10 protein-coding genes are annotated in these 16,595 nt (G+C 40.5%); 2 read left to right on the top strand and 8 right to left on the bottom strand.

Annotated features, from left to right (window positions below):
* The 4 genes from TOL9009_RS0112710 to TOL9009_RS0112695 all read right to left on the bottom strand — a co-directional run bounded on the left by TOL9009_RS0112710 (position 1) and on the right by TOL9009_RS0112695 (position 5,467).
* Positions 1-969: a glycosyltransferase family 2 protein gene (locus TOL9009_RS0112710; RefSeq protein WP_029633145.1), complete on the bottom strand. Its 969-nt coding sequence runs from the start codon at positions 967-969 to the stop codon at positions 1-3.
* Positions 970-988: 19 nt separating this feature from the next.
* Entirely contained in the window at positions 989-1,927 is a 939-nt protein-coding gene (locus TOL9009_RS0112705) for a beta-1,6-N-acetylglucosaminyltransferase (RefSeq protein ID WP_029633144.1), read from the bottom strand.
* 533 nt (positions 1,928-2,460) lie between these two features.
* Positions 2,461-3,207, bottom strand: coding sequence for a WecB/TagA/CpsF family glycosyltransferase (locus tag TOL9009_RS0112700; RefSeq protein ID WP_242055210.1), 747 nt, complete (start codon positions 3,205-3,207; stop codon positions 2,461-2,463).
* A gap of 949 nt (positions 3,208-4,156) precedes the next feature.
* Positions 4,157-5,467, bottom strand: coding sequence for an aminopeptidase P N-terminal domain-containing protein (locus TOL9009_RS0112695; protein ID WP_029633142.1), 1,311 nt, complete (start codon positions 5,465-5,467; stop codon positions 4,157-4,159).
* Between the two features lie 875 nt (positions 5,468-6,342).
* Here TOL9009_RS0112695 and TOL9009_RS38965 point away from each other — a divergent pair.
* Together TOL9009_RS38965 and TOL9009_RS0112685 are read left to right on the top strand one after the other, a co-directional pair.
* The gene (locus TOL9009_RS38965) at positions 6,343-7,503 is read left to right on the top strand and encodes an FG-GAP repeat domain-containing protein (protein WP_084763198.1); all 1,161 of its coding nucleotides are present in this window, start codon (positions 6,343-6,345) and stop codon (positions 7,501-7,503) included.
* Positions 7,504-7,727: 224 nt separating this feature from the next.
* Positions 7,728-8,903: an FG-GAP repeat domain-containing protein gene (locus TOL9009_RS0112685; protein WP_029633141.1), complete on the top strand. Its 1,176-nt coding sequence runs from the start codon at positions 7,728-7,730 to the stop codon at positions 8,901-8,903.
* A 149-nt stretch (positions 8,904-9,052) separates the two neighbouring features.
* Here the strand turns inward: TOL9009_RS0112685 and TOL9009_RS0112680 are convergent, their stop codons facing one another.
* From TOL9009_RS0112680 to TOL9009_RS0112665, 4 genes are all read right to left on the bottom strand, one after another.
* Positions 9,053-10,468 carry a reverse transcriptase family protein gene (locus TOL9009_RS0112680; RefSeq protein ID WP_029633140.1) on the bottom strand — a complete coding sequence of 472 codons (1,416 nt, stop codon included), beginning with the start codon at positions 10,466-10,468 and terminating at the stop codon, positions 9,053-9,055.
* Between the two features lie 558 nt (positions 10,469-11,026).
* Complete coding sequence (locus TOL9009_RS0112675; RefSeq protein WP_029633139.1) at positions 11,027-12,661, bottom strand: SWIM zinc finger family protein; 1,635 nt, start codon at positions 12,659-12,661, stop codon at positions 11,027-11,029.
* A 61-nt stretch (positions 12,662-12,722) separates the two neighbouring features.
* The gene (locus TOL9009_RS0112670; RefSeq protein ID WP_029633138.1) at positions 12,723-12,941 is read right to left on the bottom strand and encodes a type II toxin-antitoxin system HicB family antitoxin; all 219 of its coding nucleotides are present in this window, start codon (positions 12,939-12,941) and stop codon (positions 12,723-12,725) included.
* Between the two features lie 267 nt (positions 12,942-13,208).
* Positions 13,209-16,373, bottom strand: a complete 3,165-nt coding sequence (locus TOL9009_RS0112665; protein ID WP_038296319.1) for a WGR domain-containing protein — start codon at positions 16,371-16,373, stop codon at positions 13,209-13,211.
* Positions 16,374-16,595: the final 222 nt, after the last annotated feature.

Here is a 16,595-nt window from a genome sequence, read left to right as displayed (position 1 = left end):
TCAGCCTTGATATTTTTTAGCATACTTTGCAGAACCAAGAGTACGTCCGATCGCTAGTTTTGCAATTCGTGACAAACGCACAGATATTAGAGTGAGGAGCGATCGCATATCCCGATAAAAAATTGACTTGTCGCAAATCAAAGCTTGGTCAATAAAATCACGCGCTGTTTCTATATCACCACCTTGAAGGCACAACCGCGCCAAATAGCGGTACATATAAGCATAAGCTGTTGGTAACATTGGTTCTATCAATTCTGGCGATCGCTCTTTAGCACCCTGAATTACCTGTTCACCACAAATCCGCATTTGCACGACATTAAAAGACAGTCCAGAAGGACGAACCCGATAGTAGCATAAAATACGCTTCTCTCGATAAAAACGCCACTTTTGCGTTGCCGCTATCCGCAACCAAAAATCGACATCTTCCCAACTGCATAAGTCTTCATCAAACTCCCCAACCTCATCCACTAAACATCGACGAAACACTCCATTAGAACCGTGACCAACGAAATTTTTGCACAACAAAGCCAACATCGGATTTGAATGTATTGGTTTGCCACTCAAGCTAATAAATGTTGGTCGTCCATCGTCACGAATTGTCTGGGAGGCACTATAAACTACTCCAACATCAGCATCCCTATCTAATCGAGCGACATGAGTTGCTAATTTATCTTTGTGGTAAATATCATCACCATCCAGCAAGGCAATATATTCACCCCGTGCATGACGGATGCCATAGTTGCGTGCTGATGACAAACCCCCGTTTGATTTCTGCAATAACTGAAAGCGTGAATCTCGCTCTTCAAATTTTTCCACTATCCCTGCGGTATCATCACTAGAACCGTCATCAACTACCAATACTTCAAAGTTTGAAAAAGTTTGCAATAAGATTGAAATCAGCGTTTCTTGAATGTAGCCGCTAACATTATAAGCGGGGACTACAACACTAACCTTTGGTGTCGCAAGCATTATTAATATCCTTCAACAATTAGCTATCAAATACAATTTTTACAATTTCCTGATCTAAAATATCTAAAATACTACTGTCTTTACATATGTCGATTTTTCTGGCAAAGTGAGCCTCGCTTTGCATGATTGCATTATAATCATTTGTTGTTAAAGTTGCGGGATGCCCATTACGAGTTTGAGAAAAATCATAGTAGCGCTTATTATCATTACATAAATTGAATAATCCACTATTAACTAATATTGTTTGGAGAAAAGATTCATCTGGTACGCATACTCCTTTGTAATATTCAACTACTTCTGGATGGCTTTGACAAAATTGGTGCAAATATTCTACACATTTTCTGGATAAAGTAGTAAATAAAGAACCACCATACAAAACCAAGTCTTCACTCAATAATGATGATGCTCTCATACCTAACATGTCATATGCCAAATTTATTCTGACAAAAGGCTGTAAGTAATTTATTATTTTTACTGGTGTAAGTAATCCCTTGACCCAATTTGGTAATTTTTTCAGGTAATTAATTTTCTTATATCTAAATAAATAACGGCTTGTAGCCTCTTTGATACTCCAATGGCTTTCGGGTGAAAAAATATGAAAATATTCTATAAACCCATCATAATTAGTTTCTGCTAAAAAATTCTCAATATTTGATATTGGTTTGATGGGATAATCTTGACCAGAAAGGTAAATTAACCAATCATAGTTAATTTGGTTATCAATCAACCAATTTATCGCATCCAGATAAGATTGGAGTACCACAAAATCACCACGTCCACCCTTACCTGTTAATACTTGAACGCCAGATTTGTGTAAATTTGTCACATCTAATTCACAACCAGAAAAATTATGATTAACAATAACTTCAGCCTCAGGACTGGATTTTTTAATAATATCAATTAATCGATAAATTTGCTCAGGATTTATATGACTCTGTATTAAGTAACAAATTTTCATGATTTTGCCTACTCCGCTTTTGTTTTTAAAGAGGGTTAAAGGAAGAAAATATTATTTTTTCTATTTTTCATTTAATTTCGTCTTTTTATGTCATCTATTAACAATTAAATTGACATTTAAGCAAGTGAAAGGATGTTTACATAGAAGCTCCGCAAGAGCAACTGCGAAATACTTATTTTTCACTTCCTTCGCTTTTTTAAATGCACCCTAATTAGTGATAAGCGAACAAATTTTGCATCATTGATGCATGAGTTTTTTTTAAATAACGCGGGTTATGTCCTTTGATGAGTGATAAAGCCTAGCTAAACAATGAAACACTGAAACACTGAACACTAGCCCTAAAAGTTGGAGAGAAAATCTTCCAAGTTCTTGCTACAGTTAATACTCTACAAATCAAGATATCTCTCTGGGAGTTATTCACTTAGAAATCATGTTTTCTTCTTGACATACACACATTTAGTCAAATCAATGCTAATTGGATGATGTAGTGCAGCGCTGAATCAATGAAATGAATATTATCTTCAAAGCTCGAATTATCTATCTATACCTGGTATGAGTTCTACTCGTAGTTGTGATGCATTAGACATTGCTAAAGCAATGTGTAATGCAAAAGCTGGATTTCCTAGCAAATAGCGAGCTGCTAGACGTTTTGGTTCGCGACAGAGACGATAGAGCCACTCAAAACCCATATTAGATATAAAATGCGGACAATCAGAGACTACTCCAGCCATGCGATCGATAATCGCTCCACCAAGCATGATGGCATTAACCTGCAAGCTATTGCTATGCTTTTGTATCCAATATTCTTGAATTGGCATTCCCATACCTACAACCAAAATATTCGGCTTTGCTTGATTAATTTGCTCAATTACAGCTTGATTTGCCTCTGGATCTTCTTTGTCAAAATATCCGTGATGCCCAGCAAAACAAACATTCGGATACTTTAGTTTCAAGCGCTCAAGGGCAGTTTGTAAATATTCAGGTTTTGCTCCGAGAAAAAAGACTGTAAACCTATTTTGGTTGCAACTTTCCAAGATTTTGGGCATTAACAATGTGTACGACGCTCGGTAATCTAAGGGTAAATCTAACCCCATATAAGCGATCGCCTTTAATATTCCCACGCTGTCACAGTTGGCAATTTCTACACTTTGCAAAAAATCGTAATACCACGGCAATTGCATCGATAAGTTAAAGCTGTGGATATTGTAATTCGCTACAGTTATTTTCTTGCCTTCGATACATGCCTTCTGAACTGCCTCCACAATTGAAGGGATAGTCATACAATTTATTCGCCGTTCCAACAAATACACTGTAAAAACTGGTCTTTTATTTACAGTACTAGTATTTATTGCTTTGTTCTGTGTTGTTGCAGATTTAACTTTGACATTGTGAAAATTACGTGGGCTTGAGTAAGGAAAAAACCTTATTCCACGGAATAATTTACTTACCAATTGTGTCATAAGATGCTATTTGATTTTTTAAACCTGGCATCGATTCGGTAGAAACATTCATGCACACCTAATAAGACTTACGTACTCATGAGCGAAAAAATAAGACTTTGAGATTACTTTCTCGCCTCGCAATGACGGAAATACCTAGTCCATGCGTAAGTCCTGTCTAAGCATGTTACATTAATTTGCAACCGAATTATATAAACTTCATGAAGTATATGTTAAATTTTCATAAAGATGGCAATATACAAGAGATTTATCCGGAAATTATGTTTTTACTTTGATACACAAGGCATAGACATTGACCGAATTTAAATATGTGTTATCCAAAACCCTTACCGAAAAATTGGGTTTAAAGCCCCGTCCTTTAGTACCGGTTTTGTGCTATAATAAAGTTGGCAATGCGATAATACGCCTAGATAGCCAAGATTGGGTACTCCCCGACTACAATGATCAGCTACGTGCGACATAGTGTAGGAAAGAGGAAAAAGAATCACGGTAATCATTTCAAACGCGGTCGGGCAGCGCCACTTCCCACAACGGGGGGAACCCCCGCAAGGGAGTGGCTTATCCGTGTATGTTTGTGGACGTATCCAAACGGGGATATTTAGGTTTTGTGCTTAGGTGTCTAGGGAGGACGGACGAAACAAGAATCATCGCACCTTTAGGTCGGTGAGTGTCAAAAGACTACCAAGTGCTACGTCTCTACATTATTTTTCGCCTATGTCTAAATAAGTACTGAGATGATGTTGCGGATGGTACACACCATCCCTATTTTTTATCTTTCTATTTCGTCTACAGCTTTGGGAACTCCCGCAGTCAACACTTCATGTCCTGTAGGTGTAACTAAGACATCATCCTCAATGCGGATACCAATACCAACCCAACGGGGGTTTGTTTCTGGTTGGTCTTCTGCCAGTTTGGTATCTGGCACAATATAAAGTCCTGGTTCTACTGTCAGCACTTGACCTGGTTGTAATATCTGCGGTTTATCGTCACCATGTTGGTAAACACCTACATCATGCACATCTAAACCTAACCAATGACCGGTGCGGTGCATATAATAAGGTTTGTATTTTTCTTCTTCGATTAACTTGTCGATTTCACCTTTAAGAATACCGAGTTCAACTAAGCCTTCGGTGAGGACGCGCACTGCTGTATCATGAATTAATTTGTAGGGGTTGCCCGGTTGCACTTGCGCGATCGCTTGTTTCTGCGCTTCTAAAACAAGTTCATACAGTGTCTTTTGTTCTGGGGTAAATTTTCCACCTACCGGAAATGTCCGCGTAATATCCGAATTGTAATAATCATACGTACAACCAGCATCAATCAGCAGCAATTCGTTATCTTGCATCTGCCGATGATTTTCGATATAATGCAGCACGCAAGCATTCACACCAGAAGCGACAATTGAAGGATACGCAGGTCCCATCGCACCCTGTTTTCGGAAAATGTATTCGATTTCTGCTTGAATTTCATACTCATAACGACCAGGTTGACTAAATGCCATTGCGTAATTGTGTGCGTCAACGGCAATATCGGCAGCTTTTCGCATTAATTCCAACTCAGATTGACTTTTTACCAATCTCATGCTGTTTAAGATTGTGCAAGTATCTTCAATGGCAATTGGTCCTGTACCGCGTTTGGGATAAGTGCGTAGTAAGCTTTGGTAATGTTTGAGAATGGTATCATTGAAAGAGCGATCGCGTCCGAAATGATAATAAAGGCGATCGGCTTTTTCTAAATACTGCGGCAATTTTTCATCCAATTCTGCGATGGGGTAAGCTTCATCCGCACCATAAATCTCTTTCGCTGCATCCACTCCGCAACGATAACCACTCCAAACTTCCTTTTCTCTATCCTTCGGTTGCACAAACAATATAAAGCGGTGTTCTGCGTGATGGGGTGCTAAAACTGCTACCGCTTCCGCTTCGTTAAAACCAGTCAGATAGAAAAAATTGCTATCTTGCCGATAAGCATATTCTACATCATTATGCATGACTGAAGCAGGCGCACTGCGAAATATCCCAGTGCCATTGCCAATTTTTGCCATCAACTGTTCGCGACGCTGCCGATATTCTGCTTGCATGGTTACTTGATAACTCAAATTAGGAGTCCCTAAGTACGTGGGCAAAGTGAAACTTAGTACAGCTTTACATAAATTCCTAGCAAATTGACAGGGGTACAAATGAAGCTGAATTTGTATGTTAGTTAGCGATCGCAAATTTTGTCTGTTAAACTTATGTGTAAAATCAAACATAAATTTTGGAATCTAGCTCTATGTACTTCACAGACAAGTGCGTAGGCGTAGCCCGTCGTAGACATCGCTCTTTGTGCGACTGTCTTAAAAGTCAAGCGATCGCTACCAATGTCAAGGTTTAAGAACCGAAGTACTTAGAAGGTTGCTGCAACACGGTTGTTAGCTGGCGTTTCTACAATTGATCAAGCAGCATATCGTATTCTGCGTGAGAACCAACCCAGAACCAGATTACGAAGTTGTGTTTACTCAGGGGACTTCTATCGGGCGCTTATCTTACTTCTAAGTCACAAACTGCTAACCCAGAGAGAATTGGATAAACTAACCAGCCCGACGGAACGTCTCTACGACGGTTGCGATATTTTTATTAGTGTTAATTAAACGGACATGATATCAGAGATGGTGCGTTACGGATTTCAACAATCACGCACCCTACGATACCTAATTTTGTTCAAAAATCAAATAGGAATCCTATATCTAATACGAACGTAGAAGATAAAGGTTTTTTGATAAGTATTTAACAAACTTGAATTAACAAAAAGTTCAGATTGTACGAAAAATTTACTCCATATAGAATAGTGTTAAATCGACGAATCATGACACTTGGAAAGAAAACATTAAACAACCAGAAAAGTGTTTAAATAACACTTGAATTAACTTCAAGAAAGCAGCTAAAACTTTATGAAACTGCGTGATAAACAAACAACATGCCTGATTACTCTAGTGCATTAACAACAGACATAACTTCAAATACTTCGAGCAAAAATCCTTTAGATACTTCTTCTTACCAGTCGCAAGCCTCAGAATCACCGTTGGCAACAGCAAATCCCAATCCTAATCCTTACTTAACCAGTGCAGCGATTGTTCCTGATTTCAACGGTGATGGTAAAGCGGATAAAGTCTGGGTTAATAGTGCCACCGGTGAGACTCAGGTTTGGCTGATGGATGGTTCAACAGTTACCGAAAAGGGTTCTCTGGGGACTTATGACATATCCTCATGGACTTTTGACATTGCCGATTTCAATGGCGATGGTAAAACCGACTTTTTGCTACACAACAAGACGACGGGTGACAATGTTCTAGCGCTAATGGATGGGACAACAGTTGCTAGTTCAGCTTCTTTAGAAAGGGTTGACCCAGCGTTGACTTCTAGCATTGGCGATTTTAATGGCGATCGCAAAACCGATATCTTATGGCACAATGCCCAAACTGGTGAAAATACCGTTTGGCTGATGGATGGTTCAACAGTCACTTCTTCTACTGCTTTAGATAACTCAGACCCAGCGTTCACTCCTACCATTGTTGATTTTGATGGCAACGGTAAGAGCGATATCTTCTTGCGTAACACGACAACCGGAGAAAACAAAGTTTGGTTTATGGATGGCACCCAAGCCACTCCGTTTGATCTTCAATCCCAGGATGCAGCCTGGACTGCTACCCTTGGTGATTTCAACGGTGACTTTAAGACTGACATCTTGTGGCGCAATGGTCAAACTGGAGAAAATAAAGTTTGGACGATGAATGGCGTCCTCGTTAATGAGGGTGCTTTAACAACTCTTGATGCCAACTGGCAATCTAGCATTGGCGATTTCAACGGCGATGGTAAGACTGATGTCTTGTGGCACAACACTCAAACTGGTGAGAACACTGTTTGGTTGATGGATGGCACCACAGTAAGCAGCGAAGCTGTTCTAGGGCAATCTAATCCCTCTTCAGTAGCTAGCATTGGCGATTACAACGGCGATGGCAAGAGTGACGTGTTCTGGCGCAATTACCAAACCGGTGACAACACCATTTGGACAATGGATGGAACGAATGCAACTGAAACTCCTACGGATGCACTTTCTCCTGAGTGGTATACCTTCTAATTCGTAAGCGTTTTAAGGCTTAAATTAAGGACTGAAGTCCTTACTACGATCTAATATGACTTGTATATCTATGTGGATACACAAGTCATATTTTTTTACCATATAAAAAATATAAAAATGGCATACAGTTTAACAAAATCAAAATATTGGATGTCATAAATTAACAGAAACTTCAAAAATAAACAGTTAAAAATAGTTAGGACAATTAGTGAAATACAAAATTGATGTTTGAATCTAAAAATTCCTTAATTATCTCTACAGATAGTGCATTGAAGTCATTTGAATCGCTAAAAGATTTGGGAGAAAACCTGAATTTAAATAATATTTTAGGTTTGGGTAAATCCTCAGATTCAGCACAAGTAACAGAAAATCCGAATACTATTTTCAACAGTCCGGCAATTCTTGCCGATTTCAACGGTGATGGTAAGACAGATAAATTCTGGCGCAACTCTCAAACTGGTGAAACCGCCATTTGGCTGATGGATGGCACAAGAATTGCGGAAACGAGTAGTTTAGATCAACTTGACTCAGCCTGGAATTTTAAGATTGCTGATTTCAACGCTGATGGGAAGAGTGATATTTTATGGCGTAATAGTCAAACTGGTGACAATGCTATTTGGTTAATGGATGGCACAAAAATTGCCTCTAATACTTCTGTGTTGCAAGTTGACCCATCCTGGAATAGTGATATTGGCGATTTTAATGGAGATGGCAAAACAGATATATTATGGCGTAATGCTCAAACTGGTGAAAATGCTGCTTGGATAATGGATGGAACAACAGTTACCACTGCGGCTTTTCTACCGACATCTGATGCTAACTGGACTCGTAGTGTTGTAGATTTTAATGGCGATCGCAAGACTGATGTCTTTTGGCGTAATAATCTAACTGGTGAAAACAAAGTTTGGTTTATGGATGGTACCAAAGAAAGTGAGTATTCTTTATCCCAACTCGACCCATCCTGGAATTATACCCTTGGAGATTTCAACGGCGATTCTAATACTGACATCTTGTGGCGGAATGCTCAAACTGGAGAAAACAAAGTTTGGACGATGAATGGCATCCTGATCAATGAAGGTACTCTAACAACACTTGATGCTAACTGGAATCCTAGCATTGGCGATTTTAACGGCGATGGCAAGACTGACATTTTTTGGCGCAATTCTGTAACAGGAGAAAATACTGCTTGGCTGATGAATGGTACAAACATTGATACTTCTGCTTTTATGCCCAAACTTGACCCTGTTTGGAGTCCTAGTATTGGCGATTTTAACGGTGATGGCAAGACAGACATCTTCTGGCGCAATACTCAAACCGGCGATAATACAATTTGGCAGATGAATGATACGATCGCTACTCCCAGCAATCTAGACCAAGTTCCTTTAGAGTGGTATTCTTAATACAATTTGATTAGACATCTGGCAGAAATTAAATATGCGTCATCCAGAACCCTTGTAGAGACGCGAAATTGAACTTCGTCCCGCTTCGCTAACGCGTCTCTACTTTATTTCGCGTCTCTACTTTTTCGGAGATGTCTATTGTAATGGTTCTAACTCCTACCGTTGCGAACATATTTATTTTTGATGCGCTGCACTTGCTGTTGAAACTCTGCACCTTTTTCTGGATTTACCATTGCGACAAAATTGGCAAAGCCACCAATGGCAGCGATTAAATTATCAGAGTTGCCCCAGTGCTTTCCTTCTAAACCGTCTTTCTCAATTTGAAAGAGGGTAGCGCGAAAGCGTTTTAATGTTTTGTTGTCAACGTTGGGTTTATCGTTTACCACTACTCCGGTAACTTCCTGCTGGCGAGATTTTCGCAGAATTCGGGTTTTTTCTTCGTTGATGGTGAAACCTTCGTGGGCAACAATTGATTCTGTGCGTTTAAGTATATTACATATATAACGCAGACTGTCGCCAGAAGCAGAAAAGGTTAAATCGTCTGCGTAGCGGGTGTAAATAAAACCTAATTTTTCTGCCATCGCCGTTAAACGTCGGTCTAAACGGCGACAGAGTAAGTTAGTAATTGCCGGACTTGCCGGGGAACCTTGGGGAAGGTGACGTTCATCGACTGCGACATAATAAGTTTTGCCGTCAATTTCTAAAGTTTCGACTTCCGCAGCGGTAGACACCAAGCCGAAAATTGTTGCCGCTGCTTCGGAATAGCCGAAGGAGTGAAATAAACCTTTGACTCGTTTATAAGAAATGGATGGGAAAAAGTTCTTTAAATCAAAGTTGATAATTACATCAGCGCCGACATGGGGTGTAGCATTGGTAACGATAGAGCGATCGCGTCTAAAGCCATGTGCAGCGTCATGAAGTTCCAGCTTTTCCAAAATATTCGCCAAAATCCAATGCTGTGCCTGTTTTAAATTCGGCATAGGTGCAGAAATTATTCTTTCTCCCCCCGTCTTTTTCGGGATTCTGAAGCGGATGTAGTGCGAAACTGTGGAGGTTTTGCGGTTAAATGCCAGAAAGCGGAGTTTTCCGAGAGTAATTCCCATCGCAGCGGCAATTTGTTCGGCGTTGTTGCATAACGGTAAACCGTAGGAATGCAACCTTTCTTCATTGCCTTCGGTGTTATTTAACCCCGCAGATACATCCTCCCCAAGATAGATAATATCCTGTTGCTGTTTCTGCTTCCAAGCTTCTGCACGCGATCGCCGTTCTTGTTCGCGGCGTTCTTTGGTTTCTTGACGCTTGCGACGCGATTCTTCTAGACGTTGCTTTAATAAGCGCTTTCGTAATTCCTTTTCATCCTGTAATTTTCGACTTTCTTGCCGCAGTTCGTTCAATTCCCGGCGAATTTCTCCAGCGCGGCGAATTTCATCTGCTGGATCTTGCGGCATTTCGCCTTGTGCAGACCAGAAACCATAACGTATCATTTCTTCGAGGATAAATTCCTCTTTGCCAACTTGTCGAATGCGATCGTATAGTTCCTGGCGGGTACGTGGTTGGTCAGACATATATATGATGTTGTAGAGACCCTAAATATGACGTCTCTACCTTAACCTTGGTGTTTTTAAGTTGTCAGTAGTGTTAGAAAAAATCACGCGCAAGTGAAAAAAGCGCCCTAGCGACTGGAAGTCGCGGCTATACGAACAAAGTCCGCCTTCGCGGACTCAAGAAAAATAAATATATACTAACCCTAGCGACTGGAAGTCGCGGCTATACAAACAAAGTCCGCCTGCGCGGACTCAAGATTTTAAGACCCAGGTCGGTGGGTTTTGTATGTATAGGCGCGAATTTCATTCGCCAGCCTAATTAGATAAATATAAAAAATCACGCGCTGTTTTTTTGTTGGTTCCCCTTCGTAAATCCCTCTGGACTAGACTACTCAACTCAAGCTAGGCTCGGTACTACCCGACTCATTCACTTCGTAGAAGTCAAACCGGAATATCGGGTAGTACCGAATGCCTAGCACAGTCAAGAGTAGGCTAGTGATGTATGATTAGGCTAAACGCAAGGACGACGAACCATCGCCCAGATTGCAAGGTTTCAACTCAACAAATGCGCGTGATTTATTAACACTGACGAGCGTGTTGCATTCGCAGTGCCAGAATGTGTTCGCAGGGACCTTTATACAGCTTGTTTTGCTGATGCCAGTTGCAAGTACATTCTGCGTCGATTATACGCTCATCTTTATCAATCGTCAAAGATGGATTTAAAGTTTTATCTTTGTCGTTAACGCTACCTTGCAAAATCAATGCGCCATTGTCAGTTACTGAAGTAACGCGCACTGCATTTTGACTCAAAAACCGAGTTGCGCTTTCTTCTCGTTCGTTGGCGAAGCGCAAACGCTCCATTGGTAAGGGTTCGCGGCTGAGTTCTCGCACGCGGTAAACTTGTTTATTTAAGTCGTAAATTGCACGTCCTGCTTGCGTGTAAGCACTTAAAGCTCCAAGTACCGCCGTGCGACTTAAATTTAGGCGTTGTGCAAGGCTATCCGGACTTTCTCGCCAATTTTCCCGCAGCGCGTCAAAAATCAGCTTTTGCGTCCATTCGTCAACGTCTGCGCGGGGTGCCATTAAATCAAAATTACCAGATTGCGCCCAGTCGTTTGCCGTCCATCCAGATAAACCGAGGGTAAAGGACATATCGCCCAAATCGGCGACGTAGAATGAAGGCATACCCGTACCCAACAAATGAACGGTGAATTTTTTGGCAACGGGGATGAGACGTTCTAAAATGTTCAGTCGGCGACGTCCCCAAACGCGAATTGTTTGGGGTTGGGTTCCTGTGTAAAGCGATCGCGGACAAACTACTTCAATATTCCACGGTTCAAATACCACCCGCACAGGTTCACCTGGGTTCAAATGATAGCGCATACTGCGGGGTCCGGTTGTCTCTTTATGGCGACGCAAAACAAAACAGATATTGTAGATATCCATCGGGTGCAAATCGAACTGCGTCGCAGGTAAAGACATCGCAGAACTAACTTGTAAAAAGCCTCTTACCCAACTATCAGGTAAATCGATTTTGACTTCTTTATAAGCTTCTTCGTTTTTTGTTTGAACTTCAAACCCAGAAGGATCAACTTGTAATTGAGTACTCTTATAACTGCGGATTTTCTGAAACTCATCGTACAGCGCTGCCGAGTAATCAACATTCGTTGTACCGCAAGCGAATTCATTAATATTTTTAAAGACTTCGTAACTTGCACTCAAGCGTCCATAACTCGATTCATCTACGCTAAAGCACTCAAAAAATACTTCATCGGGATGAACTGTGATTACTGGATCGAGTACAAACCAAGCATCCCGATCCTTTTGATAGAGATAGTCAAAATACTGCCTTTGGGCTTGATAATAAGGAGCAAAGCGTGCAGAACTGCGCTTGCTTAATTGATTTAATTCTTCTTCTAGTGGTTTAATTTTTACGGCAACATCTTGACGCATAGCTGCAACTAATTGCCAATCAATTTCATCTTGTTTAGCACGCCATTCTTTGTAAGCAGTTTTGTCTTTTGGTTTAAACCGCATATCAGAAACAACTACATCATGTAAAGCGCTAATCGCTTCACGAAAAGCGACATTTTGCCGCAATTCTCCGACAAAGTAAGTCGGGAGACGTTTCGTATCTGGAGAAAATGACATTTGAGTGTTTCCACCGCTTTCGTTAACAGCGGTACTTTGTTTATAAGCGTAGTTAAATTCCATAATTTTAGTTTTGATAAATGGAGTGCGTAGACGCGTAGCGACTTGTCATCAGACATCGCAATCAGCCAACTTGATAAATTATCGGTCGATATTTTGGCTGAGGAATAGATTTACCTTCAGCACTAGCCGTTTCCAGCCAAGCAGCTTTAGCAATCATTACCTCGTGAACTGCTTCTTCTGGTGTTGAACCCCAAGCAGAACAGAATTTCAAGTCAGGTATGTCAGCAATATAACCTTCATCTTCTTCGCTGTAGAAAATGTTAATGTGATAATCTTTCATGATTCATTCTTTAAGTACAGCTTTGCATAAGAACGAGCGCGTTTTTTAACGCAGAGGAACACGGAGGTAAGCGCAGAGTGACGCAGAGTTTTTGTGATAAATTTTCGTCATGAATTTATGCAATATTGTACTAAAGATTTTATATTTGCGATTTTGGATTAGTTGTTAATATCATTGTCTCCTCTTTTTCTTCCTCTGCTTCCTCTGCGTCTCTGCGGTTCGTTAAAATTAATAACTTGACCATCTTCGCAAGGAAATACAGATAATTTAAATTCTAACTTCAGAAACTGGTTTTACATCAATCGGCAATGACAAATCAGGATAACTTTTCTTAATTTTTAACATAATTTGTATCGCTTTTGCTTTATCTCCAATTGCCATAGTTAGCGATTGTCTTGTCATAACTTCAGCCACAACTTTAGCCGCTTCTTCGCTTTTTTGTGCCTCAGCATCCAGAAAAGCAAAAATTCGCTTTTTCGCAACACGTCCGGAATTGACGCGGCATAATACACTTATAAAATAAGGCATCAACTCCCGCAAACGTACTGAATTATCTACAGCATACTCTTCCAAATAGTTAGTTGTAAATAACTGCATATCTGCTGATGGATGTTCGCTGAATTTCAAGAGATATTCTTGTCCATCTGCTTGTTGGAAATTGCGAGTTAATAAATCACGTCCAAGTCTACGTGCATCTTCACGCACGCTATCACAAATGCTAACTAAAATTTTGGCTGTGAATTCTTCCGAACCAAATTCTGTAGTAAATATCTTAAAGGCAAATTCTCGCGAGTCTTGCCATTTTGACTCTAGCATCCGCACTGCTGATAACATTTCTTCGGAATCTAAACGCAAGCGATTTAAGATATGTAAAAACATCTGCCGTGCGGCTTCTCGCACTGATAAAATTTCGTGATTGGCAAGTTTGACAATTTCGCTAGCGGCAAATTCTGTTATCCAAGCGTTGCTATTTGCACCCAGCACCACACCACCTAATTCTTGTGCAGCGGAAGACTTTGCTGCAAGTAGATTTAAAGCGGTTTCTTTAGTAACGCTTGTCATCCATCCCTGCAAATCTTCCCGCAACAAACGTACTAAATAGCTGTGAACACCTTCATGCTTTTCGGGAGTTAGCAGCACTTCGATAAAATTAGATGCTAAATCGATGCTGAAAGCTGGATAAGCGGCTCCTAAACGATGGATAATAGGTTTAATCGCATTGCGAATTTCTGCATTTGCATTCACTGCCATTGCGACAATTAAAATGCTTTCCTCACCGATGAGTTTCTCATCAGGTAACTGTCCAAATAGTCTAATACCGATAACTCGCACTAATTCGTTAGGTGATGCAAGTAATGATTCAATTATTTCTGGCGGCAAGTTTTCGGCACTAATTTCGTGATTTAATAAAATCTGAGCGCCTAATTCTTGAATTTCCAACAGTGAATGTGTCAACAAATCATTGATGACACTTAAACCTAAGTTACGCAATTGAGGTGCAAAACTGAACAGTAAAGTTTCACCAATTTCTTTTGCCATTTCCCCTTGGGTTGAGGATAATGTTACTAATTCGGCAATGATGCGTCCAATTAATACTTTTGCAGTGGTATCTGTGAGAATAGTAGAACTTAAAAGTCTCCGGGCAAAGATGCGAGTGTCTGTCTGTTGACTGGTGACTAAAGCTGCAATAAAGTTACTATCTTCTAAGAAATATTCGCGTTTTTCATCTATCCAGTGGTAAGCTTGAATACGAGCGCGTTCATACAGGCAATTCGCTAAAGCAAGAACTAATTTAATGCTGGGTGAAGTGGAATTATAATTAAGCAGCGCTAGCTCAAAAGCAAATTGCGCTGTAACTTCATAACTCTTAACAAGTTTGATGATTGTAGGTATATCAATCGAAGCACAAAAGCGATCGCACGTTCTCAAAACTTTGACTGCAAAATGATGAACGCGATCGCACTCACTTTCTAATAATAAATGTAAAAGCGCATCTGGGTTTTGCTCCCAAAGTTGCCCAAAAGCTTCTTCTCTAACTGCCGGTTCTGGATCTCCCGGTTTATAACCTTCCCGACACTGCCACGCTTGAGAATTAGTTTTCAACTCGTAGCGGGGACTGTTTTCGTAGAGGATATGGTTAAATGTCAAATATCCAGCAAAAGTATCCCAATTGCGCGTTATTCTTCTAGGCGAGTTCCAGGGATAGAAAACTGACTCTTTTACTTCTTCAGCATCTGCATCACAATATTGAAGAAGAACGCCTACAGCCATTTTTACATAGTCAGGGTAACATTCTTCGCCTAACTGTTTGAGAGTACGCCATACCCGTCGTAGCAGATATTCACGAGTATTGCTGCTGTAAGCTATTCTTGATTGAGGATGTTTTAGTTCTGCTTCAACTTCACTGCTTTTAGATTCATAGCGTCCTGTTTGGGGATTATAATCACTCCATAAGGTCTTTCTTAAATGTCCCCCGCTTGGCAGACTAACATCATAAGACTCGCTAGAAAAACCCGCTTGCTCTATCTCTAACCCATAAGCAAGAATACCAAACACTTCAGCATCGTGGCGATATTCCGCCATTTTGAAAATATGGCGAAGTTGTTTAAAATAGTTTGGTTTGAAAGGTGAGGTGCATAAAATATCAAGCAGTGCAGGACGAAGGTATTGATTATCAATTTGATAAATCGTGTCTAAGACGGCAAAATGCTTGTAGTTACCTTGTTTTAGATAGTTAGATAAAGCTGTGGCAAAATTTTCTGACGAACCATTTCGCGCTAAATTTTGTAACTCCGGTGGTAAAAATTCAATTCGTTGTGCTTGCAAACTTGCTGTTTTTTCGGCATCAGATAGTTTTAAGAGTGCTTCAAAAGCGATGCGGCGAACAAATTCGGGATTTGAGAGATTATTATAAAGGTGAGTGACGGGAGCGATCGCACTATCACCCCCACACCAACCCAATGCCCAAGCAATGCAATAATCTCTTAGTGGTTCACCAGTACCGATCAGCTTGATTAGTAAAGGTGTCGCTTCACTAATTTTAAGTTCTCCCGCTCGCCAAATTGCCCGTTCTAACTTCCATTTACTCGGTTTGTCGTCTGCAAGTCGATTCAGAATTGCTTGTTTACGCTCATCGTCGCTTTTCTCAACTCGTGGTGTCGATTCTAAATTAACTGCTTGAGCCTTAACATCACGATACCCTTTTTTAGTCTTTTCGCCAACCAGCTTGTCAAATGCTTGCTGCGCTTGTGCTAAAGGTACGGCTTGAGTAGTTTTCGTACCTTCTTTGAGGTTAGTACCCCGTCGTCCGTAACGGAAGTTAACTACATAACGATCCTTACCAGTCTGACAAAGATCCACTTCGTAGACTTTATCAGAAGTTCCTTCTTGACAGTGCAGCGTAGTCTGTTTAATTAGTTTCATCGCACTCATTTTACCGAAAATTTTGGGTCTGAGCTACGTCCTTATAGGACGGCTTTTCTGATATACTAAGCGCAGTGGTAAGGTAATCAACCACTTAAAAAACCTAGCTGTCGAAAGACAAAGCGCTGAACCTTGAAAACTGAATCTATGCGGTTCTACTGCATTTTTCTAGACTCACCTCGCAGTAGGTAAAAGATTCAGAGGGGCTAGACAAACAGTTTTTTGAAGCGA

Origin of the sequence: [Scytonema hofmanni] UTEX 2349, from assembly GCF_000582685.1 — a bacterium.
Taxonomy (GTDB): domain Bacteria; phylum Cyanobacteriota; class Cyanobacteriia; order Cyanobacteriales; family Nostocaceae; genus Hassallia; species Hassallia hofmanni.
Note: the sequence above shows the minus strand (reverse complement) of the source record. Positions and strands in the feature narration are given on the sequence as shown.

Bases quoted from the DNA above. Each gene is read 5' to 3' on its own strand.
- TOL9009_RS0112675 (WP_029633139.1), bottom strand. From the start codon at position 12,661: ATGGAATTTAACTACGCTTATAAACAAAGTACCGCTGTTAACGAAAGC.
- TOL9009_RS0112665 (WP_038296319.1), bottom strand. From the start codon at position 16,373: ATGAGTGCGATGAAACTAATTAAACAGACTACGCTGCACTGTCAAGAA.
- TOL9009_RS0112705 (WP_029633144.1), bottom strand. From the start codon at position 1,927: ATGAAAATTTGTTACTTAATACAGAGTCATATAAATCCTGAGCAAATT.
- TOL9009_RS38965 (WP_084763198.1), top strand. From the start codon at position 6,343: ATGCCTGATTACTCTAGTGCATTAACAACAGACATAACTTCAAATACT.
- TOL9009_RS0112680 (WP_029633140.1), bottom strand. From the start codon at position 10,468: ATGTCTGACCAACCACGTACCCGCCAGGAACTATACGATCGCATTCGA.
- TOL9009_RS0112670 (WP_029633138.1), bottom strand. From the start codon at position 12,941: ATGAAAGATTATCACATTAACATTTTCTACAGCGAAGAAGATGAAGGT.
- TOL9009_RS0112695 (WP_029633142.1), bottom strand. From the start codon at position 5,467: ATGCAAGCAGAATATCGGCAGCGTCGCGAACAGTTGATGGCAAAAATT.
- TOL9009_RS0112685 (WP_029633141.1), top strand. From the start codon at position 7,728: ATGTTTGAATCTAAAAATTCCTTAATTATCTCTACAGATAGTGCATTG.
- TOL9009_RS0112710 (WP_029633145.1), bottom strand. From the start codon at position 969: ATGCTTGCGACACCAAAGGTTAGTGTTGTAGTCCCCGCTTATAATGTT.
- TOL9009_RS0112700 (WP_242055210.1), bottom strand. From the start codon at position 3,207: ATGACTATCCCTTCAATTGTGGAGGCAGTTCAGAAGGCATGTATCGAA.